General features: G+C 73.5%; 15 protein-coding genes. 11 read left to right on the forward strand and 4 right to left on the reverse strand.

All coding sequences use genetic code 11. From position 1 onward, the window contains the following. The first annotated feature begins 83 nt into the window (after positions 1 to 83). From ACFVSN_RS25095 to ACFVSN_RS25125, 7 genes are all read left to right on the forward strand, one after another. On the forward strand, positions 84 to 812 hold the full coding sequence (locus ACFVSN_RS25095) for a hypothetical protein (protein ID WP_380447887.1): 729 nt from the start codon (positions 84 to 86) through the stop codon (positions 810 to 812). Between the two features lie 236 nt (positions 813 to 1,048). Continuing rightward, on the forward strand, positions 1,049 to 2,068 hold the full coding sequence (locus ACFVSN_RS25100; RefSeq protein WP_387956617.1) for an MBL fold metallo-hydrolase: 1,020 nt from the start codon (positions 1,049 to 1,051) through the stop codon (positions 2,066 to 2,068). A gap of 52 nt (positions 2,069 to 2,120) precedes the next feature. Then, positions 2,121 to 3,929, forward strand: coding sequence for an ATP-binding protein (locus tag ACFVSN_RS25105; RefSeq protein WP_387956618.1), 1,809 nt, complete (start codon positions 2,121 to 2,123; stop codon positions 3,927 to 3,929). Next, positions 3,926 to 4,357, forward strand: coding sequence for a roadblock/LC7 domain-containing protein (locus ACFVSN_RS25110; RefSeq protein ID WP_380444406.1), 432 nt, complete (start codon positions 3,926 to 3,928; stop codon positions 4,355 to 4,357). Before ACFVSN_RS25105 ends, ACFVSN_RS25110 begins: the two co-directional genes overlap by 4 nt. Then, positions 4,354 to 4,707 carry a DUF742 domain-containing protein gene (locus ACFVSN_RS25115; RefSeq protein WP_359960768.1) on the forward strand — a complete coding sequence of 118 codons (354 nt, stop codon included), beginning with the start codon at positions 4,354 to 4,356 and terminating at the stop codon, positions 4,705 to 4,707. Before ACFVSN_RS25110 ends, ACFVSN_RS25115 begins: the two co-directional genes overlap by 4 nt. A 70-nt stretch (positions 4,708 to 4,777) precedes the next feature. After that, positions 4,778 to 5,335, forward strand: a complete 558-nt coding sequence (locus ACFVSN_RS25120; protein WP_359961171.1) for an ATP/GTP-binding protein — start codon at positions 4,778 to 4,780, stop codon at positions 5,333 to 5,335. Then, positions 5,332 to 6,522, forward strand: coding sequence for a cytochrome P450 (locus ACFVSN_RS25125; RefSeq protein ID WP_380444410.1), 1,191 nt, complete (start codon positions 5,332 to 5,334; stop codon positions 6,520 to 6,522). Before ACFVSN_RS25120 ends, ACFVSN_RS25125 begins: the two co-directional genes overlap by 4 nt. A gap of 54 nt (positions 6,523 to 6,576) precedes the next feature. Here ACFVSN_RS25125 and msrB read toward each other — a convergent pair whose 3' ends face one another. The 4 genes from msrB to ACFVSN_RS25145 all read right to left on the reverse strand — a co-directional run bounded on the left by msrB (position 6,577) and on the right by ACFVSN_RS25145 (position 9,921). After that, positions 6,577 to 6,984, reverse strand: coding sequence for a peptide-methionine (R)-S-oxide reductase MsrB (msrB, locus tag ACFVSN_RS25130; protein ID WP_380444412.1), 408 nt, complete (start codon positions 6,982 to 6,984; stop codon positions 6,577 to 6,579). A gap of 21 nt (positions 6,985 to 7,005) precedes the next feature. Further along, the gene (gene murC, locus ACFVSN_RS25135) at positions 7,006 to 8,388 is read right to left on the reverse strand and encodes a UDP-N-acetylmuramate--L-alanine ligase (protein ID WP_387956690.1); all 1,383 of its coding nucleotides are present in this window, start codon (positions 8,386 to 8,388) and stop codon (positions 7,006 to 7,008) included. Positions 8,389 to 8,538: 150 nt separating this feature from the next. Next, the gene (locus ACFVSN_RS25140) at positions 8,539 to 9,000 is read right to left on the reverse strand and encodes an indole-3-glycerol phosphate synthase (protein WP_380444414.1); all 462 of its coding nucleotides are present in this window, start codon (positions 8,998 to 9,000) and stop codon (positions 8,539 to 8,541) included. 135 nt (positions 9,001 to 9,135) lie between these two features. Further along, complete coding sequence (locus ACFVSN_RS25145; protein WP_387601031.1) at positions 9,136 to 9,921, reverse strand: pyrimidine reductase family protein; 786 nt, start codon at positions 9,919 to 9,921, stop codon at positions 9,136 to 9,138. Between the two features lie 112 nt (positions 9,922 to 10,033). On the opposite strand from ACFVSN_RS25145, the gene zapE reads away from it, so the two are divergent. Genes zapE through uvrB form a run of 4 tightly spaced genes read left to right on the forward strand, consistent with a single transcriptional unit; the run spans position 10,034 to position 13,958 of the window. After that, on the forward strand, positions 10,034 to 11,080 hold the full coding sequence (gene zapE / locus ACFVSN_RS25150) for a cell division protein ZapE (protein ID WP_380505534.1): 1,047 nt from the start codon (positions 10,034 to 10,036) through the stop codon (positions 11,078 to 11,080). A gap of 60 nt (positions 11,081 to 11,140) precedes the next feature. Beyond that, positions 11,141 to 11,518 (forward strand): type II toxin-antitoxin system RelE/ParE family toxin, encoded by a 378-nt coding sequence (locus tag ACFVSN_RS25155; protein ID WP_387956619.1) that lies wholly within the window; start codon positions 11,141 to 11,143, stop codon positions 11,516 to 11,518. Next, complete coding sequence (locus ACFVSN_RS25160; RefSeq protein ID WP_380444421.1) at positions 11,515 to 11,823, forward strand: helix-turn-helix domain-containing protein; 309 nt, start codon at positions 11,515 to 11,517, stop codon at positions 11,821 to 11,823. The genes ACFVSN_RS25155 and ACFVSN_RS25160 overlap by 4 nt, the downstream gene beginning before the upstream one ends. Positions 11,824 to 11,867: 44 nt before the next feature. Beyond that, complete coding sequence (gene uvrB / locus ACFVSN_RS25165; protein ID WP_380444422.1) at positions 11,868 to 13,958, forward strand: excinuclease ABC subunit UvrB; 2,091 nt, start codon at positions 11,868 to 11,870, stop codon at positions 13,956 to 13,958. The last annotated feature ends 93 nt before the right edge of the window (positions 13,959 to 14,051 follow it).

Genomic DNA, 14,051 nt, shown 5'->3' on the forward strand with positions numbered 1-14,051 from the left:
CGGCCACGGGAGGGGACTTAACCAGGGCGCACAGTTCGTGGTCGAGTCTTCCTCCGGGGGATCAAATGGAGATCCTGCTCCAAGTGCTGATCGCATCGGTCCCGGCCGTGATCGGTTTCCTCGCGGCCCGCTCCCTCGCCCGTACCCGGCTGTTCCTGCGGTACGGCTTCCTCCGGGCGCTGCTCGCGCCGTACAGCCGGGTCCAGATCATCACCCCGAGCATCGAGGCCGCGGAGTTCGCCTTCGCCCGGGACGGCCTGCGGCTGACCGCCCGGGCGCCGAAGAACGTGCTGTTCATGCCGATGGCGGAGGCCAGGGCGATCGCCCAGCTGATCGACCTGCTCCGCAAGGTCAACCGGAAGGCGACGATCGAGCTGGTCGCGGCCGGCGCGCAGGATCCGCGGATGCCGACCTTCTCGATCGGCGGCCCGAGCGTGAACCCGTACACCGAGGGCGTGCTGGGCGCGGTGTTCCCGGACTTCCGCATCGAGTACCCGCAGGCGGCGCGGGCCCGGTGGGGCGGGATGACCTTCGAGGCGCTGTACAACGCGTCCGACGAGCTGATCCGGGACCACGGCTTCATCTTCGTGACCCGAACGCCCCGGCACGCGCCGTGCGTCGTGCTGTGCGGGGTGTTCGCGTTCGGCTCCGCGATGGCGGTGGAGGCGCTCGCGGGGGCGGGCCGGAAGTCGCCGCTGGCGGCGCTGTTCCGCTCGGGGGAGAAAGGATTCGTCGCGGTCGAGGGGCGGGTGATCGGCCTGGAGACGGTGGACGTGACGGTCGAGGTGTGCCGGATCCTGCCGCTGCCCTGACGTGGCCGCCCTGACGTGGCCGCCCTGACGCAGCTGCCCTGACGAAGTTGCCCTGACGGCCGGGCCGCGTGGGCCGCGGCAGTTCGCGGTGTCCACGTACCGTCCCGCCGAGTGAGACGATTGGTCTCGACCAGATGGCACGAATCCGGACGGTTCGGGAGCGTCTGGGGCACGAACTCGCGGCGATCGCACAGGTTTTGCCCCGCTCCTGACACATCGTCGGCATAATCGCGCACATGACGATCAACCGTGCCTCCCTGAGCGCGATCGCCGACGACCTCCACGTGTGGCTTCCCCCGAAGCGGGGCTGGGGACTGGCGAACTGCGGGCTGCTGACCTCCCGGAAGACCGCGCTCTGGATCGACACCCCCTACGACCCGGCGCTGGCCTCGGAGTTCCTCGCCGCGAGCCGCCGGGTGCTGGCCGACGGCGTCACCGTCGACCGGGTGATCGTCACGCACGCCAACGGCGACCACCTCTGGGGAGCCGGCGTCGTCCCGGACGCCGAGGTGATCTCCACCCGCGAGGCCCTGGAGCACATCCACTACGAGCCCACCCCGCAGCAGCAGCACGCGCTCGTCGCGGGCGGCGACCCGGACTCCCCGCTCGGCGGCTACCTGCGCGAGCACTTCGGCGGCTTCGACTGGTCGCAGACCGAGCCGGTGCGCCCGGACACCGTCTTCACCGGCGAGCTCGAACTCACGGTGGGCGAGCACCCCGTGCACGTCATCGCCCTGCCCTCGGCCCACACCGGCGGCGACCTGATCGTCCACCTGCCGCACCGGCGCACGGTGTTCGCCGGCGACGTCATCTTCGGGTCGACCGCCGAGCAGCCCGGCGACCACCCCTCGCACTGGGCCGGCCCGCTGGAGAACATCGTCGCCGCGTGCGAGCGGATCCTCGACACCGGCGCCGAGACCGTCGTCCCCGGCCACGGCCCGGTGCTCGACCGCGACGGCGTCCGCGCCCACATCGCCTACCTCGCGTACGTCCGCGAGCGCACCCACGCGCTGCACACCGCAGGAATCCCCGCGCTGGACGCCGCCCGCCGGGTGATCGCCGAGCAGCGCCACCCCGAACTCGGCCTGCCCGAGCGGCTGGTGCTCACCGTCGCGGCCGAGTACCGGCACCTGGACGGCGGCGAGGCGCCGAACGTCCTGGAGGCCATGACCCAGGTCGCCCTCGTCGCGCGCGAGATCGCCGAGGACTCCGTCCGCGCCCGGCGGCTCCTCCCCGAAATCGGCTACCGGGACTGACCGGGCCCGGCCCGCCACCAGCCAGCCAGCAGGAAACCCCCCGAGGACACCCATGACGCAGATCGCGCTGATCGCGCTGATCACCACGGTGCTGGCCGCCGCGACGGCGGGCGTGCTGGCCCGCGGCCGGGCCCGGGCCACCACCCGGGCGGCCGTCGCCGAGGAGCGCGCCCACGTCGCCGAGCAGCGCGCCCGCGCCGCCGAGGAACGGCTCGCCCGCGCCGAGCACCGGCTGCACGAGTCGGCCGCCGCCGCCCGCGAGGCCACCGACGAGGCCGAGGCCCGCTACCGGGCCGCGGAGGAGCGCACGCGCGACGCCGAACTGCGCGGCCGCGCCGCCGAGGACGCCGCCCGCGACGCGCGGGACGCCACCCGCGAGGCCGACGGCCGCACCGCCGCCGCCGACACCAGGGCCGCCGAGGCCGAGCGCCGCCTCGCCGTCGCCGAGGAGCGCGGCGCCGCCCTGCTCGCCGAGGTCCGCCACCTCGCCGACGAGCGCCTGCCCGCGACCGCGGTGCGGCTCAGCCACGTCAACGCCCCCGCCGTCGGCCCGCTGTCCGCGCAGGTCGTCGGCCCGGACGCGACCGAGGCCCTCCAGGCCGTCCTGGACGCCGCGGCCGGCGCCATCACCGACGAGCGCGAGCGGGTCGACGCCGCCGCCCGCGCCGCGATGCGCGGCGCCACCTCCAAGATCCAGACGCTGCTCTACCAGATCCAGAGCCTGGTCCAGCAGCTCCAGGACGACAACGACGACCCCCGGCTGCTGGAGGTCGACTTCCGCAACGAGGTCGCGCTGCGCCGGATCCAGACCGTCGCCGTCCTCTGCGAGGCCTGGCCCGGCCTCGCCCGCAGCGACTCCCCGCTCGCCGAGGTCGTCGTCGGCGCCCTCTCCCGGGTGCCCGGCTACGCCCGGATCAAGGTCGCCAACCACCTGCGGGAGAACCGCCTCGCCGTGGTCGCCCGCGCCGCCGAGCCGCTCGCCATCACCGTCGCCGAACTGCTCGCCAACGCCACCGCCTACTCGCACCCGGAGACCGACGTCCCGGTCACCGTCCAGCAGGGCGGCCGCGGCGCACTGGTGATCATCGACGACAGCGGCATCGGCATGGACGACGACCAGCTTCGCCGCGCCCGCCGCCTGCTGGCCGGCCCGCCCGACGTCCTGCTCACCGAGCTCGGCAACCCGCCCAAGACCGGCTTCGCGGTGATCGGCAAGCTCGCCCGCCAGTACGGCTTCTCCTGCCACATCGAGCCCTCGCCGTACGGCGGCATGCGGACGATCCTGCGCATCCCGGCCGCGCTCGTCACCGTCGTCGACGACGGGCAGCCGCTGTCGGTGCTCACCCCGCTGCCGCTGCGGGCCGGCGCCGGGCCCGCCCCCGCGCCCACCGTCCAGGCCGTCCCGCCGATGCGCGACGCGGGCGAGGACGCCGGGCTGCCCCCGCTCGCCGACCGGCACCACCAGCCGGGCCCGCACCCGGCGCCCGCCATGCACGTCGTGCCGTCCGCCGCCGCCGGACGGCCCGTCGCGGGGCGGCCCGACACCGCCCGCCCCGGCGACGGCAGCGACCTGCCCAGCCGGCGCCGGCGCCAGCCCCTCGCCGCCCCCGCGGCCGGGCCCGCCGAGGCCCCCGCCCGTCCCGCCGGGCCCGGCCCGGCCGAGGCCCCCGGGGCGCCCGCCCGCACCCCCGAGCGGGCCGCCCGGCACTGGAGCGCGCTCCAGCAGGGCACCGGCGAGGGCCGCGCCGCCGTGGCCGCCGCCGCCCGGGACGGTGCCACCCCGCCCCAGGGCGAACCCCCGTCCACGGGCGCACCCCAGTCAGCGGGCGAAGGCCCCACCCCCGAAGGAGCCGCGCAGTGAGCAGCACGCCCAGCCCGACCGCCACCGACGAGATCTCGTGGGTGCTCACCCCGCTGCTGGAGCTCCCGGGGGTGCTGCACGCCGTCATCGCCACCGGGGACGGCCTCGTCGAGGGCGCCTCGGACGGGCTCGGCCGCGCCTCCGCCGAGCGGGTCGCCGCGATGACCGCCACCGTCCACGCCGCCGCCCGGGCCTTCACCAGCGCCTTCACCGACACCGCCCAGCCCCGGCTGGCCCAGACCGTCGTCGAGTCCGACCTCGGCTACGCCGTCGTCGTCCCGGCCGGGGAGAACACCTCGCTCGCCGTCTTCACCACGCCCGAGGCCCAGCTCGGCAACGTGGCCTACCAGATGCAGGTCCAGGTCGCCGCCCTGGGCCGCGCGCTCGCGAGCCCGGCCCGGCAGCCCGACGGCACACCCCGGTCATGACCGGCGTACCCCGCAGGCGGATGGTGCCCGCCTACCTCGCCACCGGCGGCCGCACCCGCCCCGGCAGCGCCGGCTTCGAGCGGCTGACCGTGTTGTACGCGGCCCGCGCCGAACCGCCGCACGGGCTGGAACACGAACACGAACGGCTCTGGGAGCTGCTGCGCCCCGGCGCGCTGACCGTGGTGGAGGCCGCCGCGCACCTGCGCCTGCCGGTCAGCGCCACCGTCTTCCTCGCGGCCGATCTGGTCGAGGCGGGCTGCCTGAACGCCCGCGCGCCGATCCCGCGCGCCCAGCAGACCGACCGCTCCATCGTCGAGAGGCTCCTCGTTGGACTCCGCACGCTCCGGTAACCCGGCCCCCGGCGGCCCGGCCGACCGGCCCAGCCGGGTGGGCTACCTGCCCGACCCGGACCAGACGCTGATGAAGGTCGTCGTGGCCGGCCCGTTCGGGGTCGGCAAGACGACGCTCATCCGCACCCTCTCGGAGATCGCCACCCTGCACACCGAGGAGGCGATGACCGAGACCGGCCGCCCGGTCGACGACCTCGCCGACCTGCCGGAGAAGACCACCACCACGGTCGCCGTCGACTTCGGCCGGCTCACCCTGCCCGGCAACGTCGTGCTCTACATGTTCGGCACCCCCGGCCAGCGCCGCTTCTTCCCGCTCTGGCAGGACATCGCCCGCGGCGCCCTCGGCGCCCTGGTGCTCGCCGACACCCGCCGGCTCGCCGACTCCTTCGAGATCATGGACATGGTCGAGGAGCAGGGCCTGCCCTACGCCGTCGCCGTCAACGGCTTCCCGGACGCGCCCGTCCACTCCGTCGAGGTCCTGCGCGCCCACCTCGACCTGCACCCCGACACCCCGCTCGTGCTCTGCGACGCCCGCGAGCGCGGCGCCAGCCTCGACGCGCTGATCGCGCTCACCGAGCACGTCCTGCACGGCCTGCCGGCCGGCCCGGACCCCCAGGAGGGACCGTGACCACCGAGACCCGACCGACGCCGATCTACGGGCCGGTGTTCGCCGCCGACCCGCACCTGGTCTACGACCGGCTGCGCCGCCACGGCGCCGTCGCCCCGGTCGAGGTCGCGCCCGGCGTGGAGGGCCTGCTCGTCACCGACTACCAGGCCGCGCTGGACCTCCTGCGCGACACCGACACCTTCTCCAAGGACTCCCGGGCCTGGCAGCGGACCGTCCCGCCGGACTCCCCGCTCCTGGTCGTGCTCGGCTACCGCCCCACCGCCCTGTTCAGCGACGGCGAGGTCCACGACCGCTACCGCGCGGTGATCACCGACGGCCTCAGGCTGCTCGAACCGCACGTGCTCCAGCGCCGCGTCGGCGAGGTCGCCCACCGGCTGATCGACCGCTTCGAGGCCGCCGGCACCGCCGACCTCATCGCCGAGTACGCCCGCCAGCTGCCGGTCTTCGTCTTCAACACGTGGTTCGGCGTGCCCGAGGAGCACAGCGACCGCCTGGTGGCCGGCATCTCCAAGATGATCGAGTCCACCGAGAAGGCCGTGGCCGCCTACGGGGACCTCCTCGCCGTGGTCACCGAGATGGTCGCCGACCGGCGCCGGCGCCCCCGGCACGACCTCACCTCCTGGTTCGTCACCCACCCGGCCGGGCTGGACAACGACGAGGTGATCCGGCAGATCACCCTGACCATGATCGCCGGGCACGAGCCGACCACCAACCTGATCGGCAACGCCCTGCTGCGCCTGCTCACCGACGAGCGCTACGCCGGCTCGCTGTTCGGCGGCGCGATGACCGCCTACCAGGCGATCGACGAGGTGCTGTGGCACGAGCCGCCGCTGGCCAACCTGTCGGCGCACTACCCGCGGTACGACATCACCTTCCACGGCCGCGAGATCAAGGCCGGCACGCTGATGCTGGTCTCCTACGCGGCGGCCAACAACCAGGCGGCGCCGCCGACCGACGGCGCCGAGCTGCGCAGCGGCGAGAGCGCCCACCTGGCCTGGGCGGCGGGCCCGCACGCCTGCCCGGCCCGGGACCCGGCCCTGCTGATCGCGATCTCGGCGATCGAGCAGCTGACCAGCCGGCTGAGCGACCTCGAACTCACGCTGCCCACCCAGGACTTGCTCTGGCGCCCGGGGCCCTTCCACCGCGCCCTGGTGAACCTGCCGGTCCGCTTCGCCCCGGTCGTCTGACCACGCGAAGGGCCCGGACATCCGCGTACGGACGTCCGGGCCCTTCGCGGACGGTCAGTCCTCGACCGGCTTCAGCGTCAGCGAGACGCTGTTGATGCAGTAGCGCTGGTCGGTCGGCGTGCCGTAGCCCTCGCCCTCGAAGACGTGTCCGAGGTGCCCGCCGCAGCGCGCGCACCGCACCTCGACCCGGCGCATGCCGAGCGAGGTGTCCTCGATGTACTGGACCCGGTCCCCGGCCAGCGGCGCGTAGTACGAGGGCCAGCCGCAGTGGCTGTCGAACTTCGTGGTGGAACTGAACAGCTCGGTGCCGCAGGCCCGGCAGGCGTAGACGCCGACGGTCTTGGTGTCGGTGTACTCGCCGGTGAAGGGGCGCTCGGTGCCCGCCTCGCGGAGCACGTGGTACTCCTCGGGGCTGAGCTGCTCGCGCCACTCGGCCTCGGTCTTCTCGATCTCGTAGCTCATCACGGCTCCCGTCGGCGTGCGTCAGACGTTGGAGGCAACGTTCGCGAGGTGCTTCAGAATTTCGGGGCCGAGGTTGGTGACGTCCCCGGCGCCCATCGTGAGCAGCAGGTCGCCCGGGCGGGCGAGGCCGGCCAGCACGGCGGGGGCGGCGGCGAAGTCGTGCTCGGCGGTGACCTCGGCGCCGGCCCGGTGGGCCGCGTCGATGATCAGCTCGCTGGTCACGCCCGGGATCGGGTCCTCGCGGGCCGGGTAGATGTCCAGCACGACCGAGGCGTCGGCCAGCGCGAGCGCCTGCCCCATCTCCTCGGCGAGCTGCTGGGTGCGGCTGAACAGGTGCGGCTGGAAGACCACCAGGACGCGGCCCTCGGCGGCCCCGCGGATCGCCTCCAGGTCGGCGGCCATCTCGGTCGGGTGGTGGGCGTAGGAGTCGATCACCTGGACGCCGCCCGCCTCGCCCTTGAGCTGGAGCCGGCGGCGCACCCCGGTGTAGGCACCGAGCGCCTTGGCCAGGTCGGCGGCCGGCACGCCGAGCGCGACGCCCGCGGCCAGCGCGGCGACGGCGTTGTGCGCGTAGTGGCGGCCGGGCACCGAGACCGTGAAGGTCAGCTCGGCGCCGTCCAGCAGGACGGTGACCTCGCTGGTCATGCCGCGGGCGACCACCGACAGGACGCGCAGGTCGGCGTCCTCGGCGGCGCCGACGGTGACGACGTTCAGGCCCTCGCGCGCGGCGACCCGGGCGGTGAGCTCGCGGGCGCCGTCGTGGTCGGCCGAGACGACCAGGGTGCCGCCCGGGGTGATCCGGCCGACGAAGGTCTCGAACGACTCGTGGATCTCCTCGATCGACGCGTAGTTGGCGTGGTGGTCGAGCTCCACGTTGAGCACGATCGCCACCTCGGGCGCGTACTTGTGGAAGCTGCGGTCGCTCTCGTCGGCCTCGGCGACGAAGATCTCGCCGGTGCCGTGGTGGGCGTTGGAGCCCGGCGCGTCGAGGTCGCCGCCGATCGCGTAGGACGGGTCCAGGCCGAGCTCGCCGAGGGCGACGGCGAGCATGCTCGTGGTGGTGGTCTTGCCGTGGGTGCCGGCGACGGCCAGGGCGCGGCGCCCGCCCATCAGCGCGGCCAGCGCGTCGGAGCGGTGCACCACGGGGATGCCGCGCTCGCGGGCCGCGGCCAGCTCCGGGTTGTCGGCGCGGATCGCGCTGGAGACGACCACGCTGCTGGTGCCGTCCGGCACGTGCTCGGCCGCGTGGCCGACGTGGACGGTCGCGCCGAGGGCGCGCAGGGCGAGGACGGTCTCCGACTCCTTGGAGTCGCTGCCGGAGACGCTGGCACCGCGCACCGCGAGGATCTTCGCCAGGCCGGACATGCCGGCGCCGCCGATGCCGATGAAGTGCGGGGCGTGCAGGTCGTGCGCGGCGTCGTTCAAGGCGGGGCTCCGTTGGGGCGGGGGCTGGGTGGGCGGGCGGGCGCTGCCCGCGGGGGCGACGTGCGAATCGTCCTCGCGGACGGACCGCAAGGACGATTCTGCACCAAGGTCGGGGTCGGGTCGGTCGGCTCAGGAGTCGCTGGCGAACAGCCGCAGCACCGGGACGCCGACCTTGTGCCGGGCCTGCGAGGCCCAGTCCCGGTGGAAGAACTCCTCGACGAAGTGCGGGGAGGTGAGCACGACGACCTCGTCGGCGTCCTGGTCGCGCACCACCGCCTTCAGGCGCTCCAGCGGCTTGTCCTCGACCAGCTCGCCGACCGCCTCGGCGCCGGCCCGGCGCAGGTGGCGCAGGCTGTGTTCGAGCGACTCGGACGCAACCGTCGGCCCGCTCTCGGACTCGTCGTGCTCGTGCACCACCTTGTCCAGGTGGCCGAGGGCGACGTCGTCCAGCGCCCGCAGCAGCTCGTCCTGCCGGCCGCGCGGCTGCATCAGGACGACGAAGGAGACCTTCTCGTCGCTGTGGAGCGTGGTGACGAGCTCCACGTCCGCGTCGGAGAGCGCCTTTTCGATCATCAGTACCGTCTTGAACACGTGAGTCCCTTCCAGTGGCCGGCCCCCGGGCCCCGGCATCGCATCCCATAGTGCCCGGCGGAAGCTTTCGGCTCGCTGCTCACCCGGCACGCGGGCCGCGCGGACGAAAGGCCCCCAAGGGGAACGGGATCGCGATCAGGGGGTCACGGGGTCATCCGAACGCAGGTGACGCAGGTAGCGGGTGAAGAGGAATCCTTTCTGCTCGATCAATGAGACCAGCCGCATCGTCCGCACGTCAGGCATTTCCGCATCGTGGATGATGCGCGGCGCGTCGCCGCCCGTGATCAACGGGGCCAGCGACAGGCACAACTCGTCCAGCAGGCCCGCCGCCGCCAGCTGTCCCAGCAGGCGCGGGCCGCCCTCGGTCAGCAGCCGCGTCCAGCCCCGCTCCACCAGGGCGGACACGCCCGCGCGCAGGTCCACCGAACCCTGCCCGGCCGACACCAGGTCGGCCACCGCGGCCACCGCCCGGCGGCGCTCGGCCGGGGCGTCCTCGGTGGTGATCACCACCGTCCGGACCAGCGGCTCGGTGAACAGCGGCGCGTCCAGGTCCAGCGCCAGCGACCGGCTCACGATCGCGATCGCCGGGGCCGGGGCCTGCCCGGCCGCCGCCCGCGCCGCCGCGAACTCGGCCCGGGCCCGGGCCGGGCGGTAGCCCTCCGTGCGGACCGTCTCGGCGCCCACCAGCACGACGTCCGACAGCGCGCGCAGCACCCCGAAGATCCGCTTGTCCGCGTCCCCGGAGAGTCCCTCGGACAGGCCGTCGAGCTTCGCGCCGCCGTCCAGTCCGGCCACCATGTTGGCGCGCAGCCACGGCCGGCCCCGATTCACCTGGTCGGGGTACGCGTAGAGGGCGGCGAGCGACTCCAGCGAGCCCGGGTCGGCGACCGGCTCGGTCAGCGGGCTGATCAACAGGTGCATACCGCCAGTGTTCCACCGGCCGCCCCCGGCGCGGGGTCGGAGGGGCCCGGGAGCAGGCGTACCCTCTACTAACGTGCCCGCAGCTCCCCGCCCCGCCACCGCGACCGAATCCATAGCCGCCGCGCCCGCGCCCGGCGCCCCGGTCGCGCTGACCGACCGCCGCCCCGTCGTGCCCGCCGAGCGCCTGGTCGCCGAGATGGTCCCCCCGCCCCGGTTCGCCGAGGTGAGCTTCGGGACGTACATCCCGGACCAGACCCAGCCGAGCCAGTACGAGGCCGTCCAGGTCCTGGAGCAGTTCGCCGGCACCCTCGGCGCGGGAAACGGTTCCGCGCCCAAGCGCGGCTGGTTCCGCCGCAGCGCCCCCGCGCCCACCGGCCCGGCCGGCGTCTACCTCGACGGCGGCTACGGCGTCGGCAAGACCCACCTGCTCGCCTCGCTGTGGCACTCCGCCCCCGGCCCCAAGGCCTTCGGCACCTTCGTCGAGCTGACCAACCTGGTCGGCGCGCTCGGCTTCCAGCAGGCCGTCCGGACCCTCTCCGGGCACACGCTGCTGTGCATCGACGAGTTCGAGCTCGACGACCCGGGCGACACCGTCCTGGTCTCCACCCTGCTCGGGCGCCTGGTCGACAACGGCGTCAAGCTCTGCGCCACCTCGAACACGCTGCCGGAGAAGCTCGGCGAGGGCCGCTTCGCCGCCGCCGACTTCCTGCGCGAGATCCAGGGCCTGTCCGCGCACTTCCGCCCGATGCGGATCGACGGCCAGGACTACCGCCACCGCGGCCTGCCGGACGCCCCGCCGCCCTACCCGGACGAGACCGTCGACGCCGTCGCCGCGCGCACCCCCGGCGCCTCCCTCGACGACTTCGACGCCCTCCTCGCCCACCTCTCCGCCGTCCACCCCAGCCGCTACGGCGCCCTGCTGGACGACGTCACCGCGGTCTGCCTGCGCGGCGTGCACCAGGTCGACGACCAGTCCACGGCGCTGCGCCTGGTCGTCCTCGCCGACCGCATGTACGACCGCGAGCTGCCCATCACGGCCTCCGGCCTGCCCTTCGACCAGGTCTTCCCCGAGGACATGCTCCGCGGCGGCTACCGCAAGAAGTACCTGCGAGCGGTCTCCCGCCTCGTCGCCCTCGCCCGGGACAGCGCGAAGAGCTGAGCCCGTAACCTCTCCCCCTCGCCCGACCGTTGTTCCAGCGGCAGAGCAAGGGGGAGAGACGTGACAGGTGCGGGGTCCCGGGCGGGCCACACGATCGAGATCGAGCCCGAGGTTCGGGTGTGGCTCCAGAACTGCTCGATCGCGGAGTACCGTGCGGCCGAGCGTGCCGCCGACCGACTCGCGGACGACGGCGAGATGCTGCCGTTCCCCCTCGCGAGCCACCTGGGCGGGCCGCTGCGGGAGCTGCGCATCGGACCCATGCGCATCACGTACTGGCTCGCACCGGGTCGGAGGGCTGTGCTGCTGACGGTCTTCCGCAAGACTGGGAACCGCGAGACCGATCAGGTCGAGCGGGCACACCGCGCCCAGAAGGTCTGCGAGGCGGAGCACCTGCCGGCCGCCGACCACGAGGTCTACGACCGGGAGGAGCAGCGATGAGCAGCGGCTACCACACCCGCTGGACCGTGCCGCCGGAGCACCGGGACACCGAGGAGTACCGGGCGGCCGGGCGGCGGATGGCGCTGGCCGAGGCCGTGTACGCCCGTCGCGCCGCGCTCGGCTGGAGCCCGGCCCGGCTCGCCGAGCGGGCCGGGCTGGACGTGGAGACGGTCGAGAGCATCGAGGAGAGCGGGGTGGATCCGACGCTGCCGCTGATCGAACGGCTGGCCGCCGCCTTCGACTCGACGGTCCGCATCGACCCGGCCCACGAGCCGGCCATGAGGTTCGAGGCCCACGCGGCCTGAACGAACCGGCACCGCTTGTCGGTGGTGGGTCGTACGGTGGACACGTGCGACCCATCACGAGTATTGAGCGGTCAGTGGCGCCCTTCGAGGTCGTCAGTCCCTTCCAGCCCAACGGGGACCAGCCGGCGGCGATCGCCGAGCTGGAGCGGCGGATCACGGGCGGGGAGAAGGACGTCGTCCTGCTCGGCGCCACCGGCACCGGCAAGTCGGCCACCACGGCCTGGATGATCGAGAAGCTGCAGCGGCCCACCCTGGTGATGGCGCCGAACAAGACGCTGGCCGCCCAGCTGGCCAACGAGTTCCGCGAGCTGCTGCCGAACAACGCGGTCGAGTACTTCGTCTCGTACTACGACTACTACCAGCCCGAGGCGTACGTCCCGCAGACGGACACCTACATCGAGAAGGACTCCTCGATCAACGAGGAGGTCGAGCGGCTGCGGCACTCCGCGACGAACTCGCTGCTCACCCGCCGGGACGTGATCGTGGTCGCGTCCGTCTCCTGCATCTACGGCCTCGGCACGCCGCAGGAGTACGTCGACCGGATGGTGCCGCTCAAGGTCGGCCAGGAGATCGACCGGGACGTGCTGCTGCGCCGCTTCGTCGACATCCAGTACGCGCGCAACGACGTCGCCTTCACCCGCGGCACCTTCCGGGTGCGCGGCGACACCATCGAGATCTTCCCGGTCTACGAGGAGCTCGCGGTCCGGATCGAGATGTTCGGCGACGAGATCGAGGCGCTGTACACCCTGCACCCGCTCACCGGCGAGATCATCAGCCAGGACGACTCGGTCTACGTCTTCCCCGCCTCGCACTACGTGGCCGGCCCCGAGCGCATGGAGCGGGCGGTCGCCGGCATCGAGACGGAGCTGGAGCAGACGCTCGCCCGGCTGGAGAAGCAGGGCAAGCTGCTGGAGGCCCAGCGGCTGCGGATGCGCACCACCTACGACATCGAGATGCTGCGCCAGATCGGCACCTGCTCGGGCGTCGAGAACTACTCGATGCACTTCGACGGCCGCGAGCCCGGCTCCCCGCCGAACACGCTGCTGGACTACTTCCCCGAGGACTTCCTCCTCGTCATCGACGAGTCGCACGTCACCGTCCCGCAGATCGGCGCGATGTACGAGGGCGACGCCTCGCGCAAGCGCACGCTGGTCGAACACGGCTTCCGCCTGCCGTCCGCGATGGACAACCGCCCGCTGAAGTGGGAGGAGTTCCTCGGCCGGATCGGCCAGACGGTGTACCTGTCGGCGACCCCGGGCGCGTACGAGCTGTCCCGCGGCGACGGCCAGGTCGAGCAGATCATCCGTCCGACCGGCCTGATCGACCCCGAGGTGATCGTCAAGCCGACCGAGGGCCAGATCGACGACCTGGTGCACGAGGTCCGCAAGCGGGTCGAGCGCGACGAGCGCGTCCTGGTCACCACGCTGACCAAGAAGATGGCCGAGGACCTCACCGACTACATGCTCGGCCTGGACATCCGGGTCCGGTACCTGCACAGCGACGTGGACACCCTGCGCCGCGTCGAGCTGCTGCGCGAGCTGCGGGCCGGGCGGTACGACGTGCTGGTCGGCATCAACCTGCTCCGCGAGGGCCTCGACCTGCCCGAGGTGTCCCTGGTGGCGATCCTGGACGCGGACAAGGAGGGCTTCCTGCGCTCCGGCACCTCGCTGATCCAGACGATCGGGCGCGCCGCCCGGAACGTCTCGGGCCAGGTGCACATGTACGCGGACAAGATCACCCCCGCGATGGAGAAGGCCATCGACGAGACGAACCGCCGCCGCGACGTCCAGCAGGCCTACAACAAGAAGCACGGGATCGACCCGCAGCCGCTGCGCAAGAAGATCGGCGACATCCTCGACACCCTCGCCCGCGAGGACGTCGACACCGACGAACTGCTCTCCAGCGGCTACCGGGGCCAGGGGAAGGGCAAGGCCCCGGTGCCGGCGCTGGGCAGCGAGCGCAAGCCCGCCAAGTCGATGCCGGCCGCCGAGCTGGCGGAGCTGATCCAGGAGATGACCGACCGGATGCACGCGGCCGCGGCCGACCTCCAGTTCGAGGTCGCGGCCCGGCTGCGCGACGAGGTCAAGGAGCTCAAGAGGGAGCTGCGCCAGATGCGGGAGGCCGGGGTCGCCTGAGGCGCGGCCCGGCACCGTCGGCCCTGGCCGGTTCGGCACCGGTCAACGCCGACGGTGTCTCAGCCTTGCCACAAACCGGCGAACGCTTGGGGT

Source organism: Kitasatospora sp. NPDC057904 (assembly GCF_042887925.1).
In the GTDB taxonomy this organism is placed as follows: Bacteria; Actinomycetota; Actinomycetes; order Streptomycetales; family Streptomycetaceae; genus Kitasatospora.

Excerpts from the sequence above, each read along its gene's own strand:
- ACFVSN_RS25100 (WP_387956617.1), top strand. The coding sequence starts at position 1,049 with ATGACGATCAACCGTGCCTCCCTGAGCGCGATCGCCGACGACCTCCAC.
- ACFVSN_RS25105 (WP_387956618.1), top strand. The coding sequence starts at position 2,121 with ATGACGCAGATCGCGCTGATCGCGCTGATCACCACGGTGCTGGCCGCC.
- ACFVSN_RS25115 (WP_359960768.1), top strand. The coding sequence starts at position 4,354 with ATGACCGGCGTACCCCGCAGGCGGATGGTGCCCGCCTACCTCGCCACC.
- ACFVSN_RS25120 (WP_359961171.1), top strand. The coding sequence starts at position 4,778 with ATGAAGGTCGTCGTGGCCGGCCCGTTCGGGGTCGGCAAGACGACGCTC.
- msrB (WP_380444412.1), bottom strand. The coding sequence starts at position 6,984 with ATGAGCTACGAGATCGAGAAGACCGAGGCCGAGTGGCGCGAGCAGCTC.
- ACFVSN_RS25145 (WP_387601031.1), bottom strand. The coding sequence starts at position 9,921 with ATGCACCTGTTGATCAGCCCGCTGACCGAGCCGGTCGCCGACCCGGGC.
- ACFVSN_RS25160 (WP_380444421.1), top strand. The coding sequence starts at position 11,515 with ATGAGCAGCGGCTACCACACCCGCTGGACCGTGCCGCCGGAGCACCGG.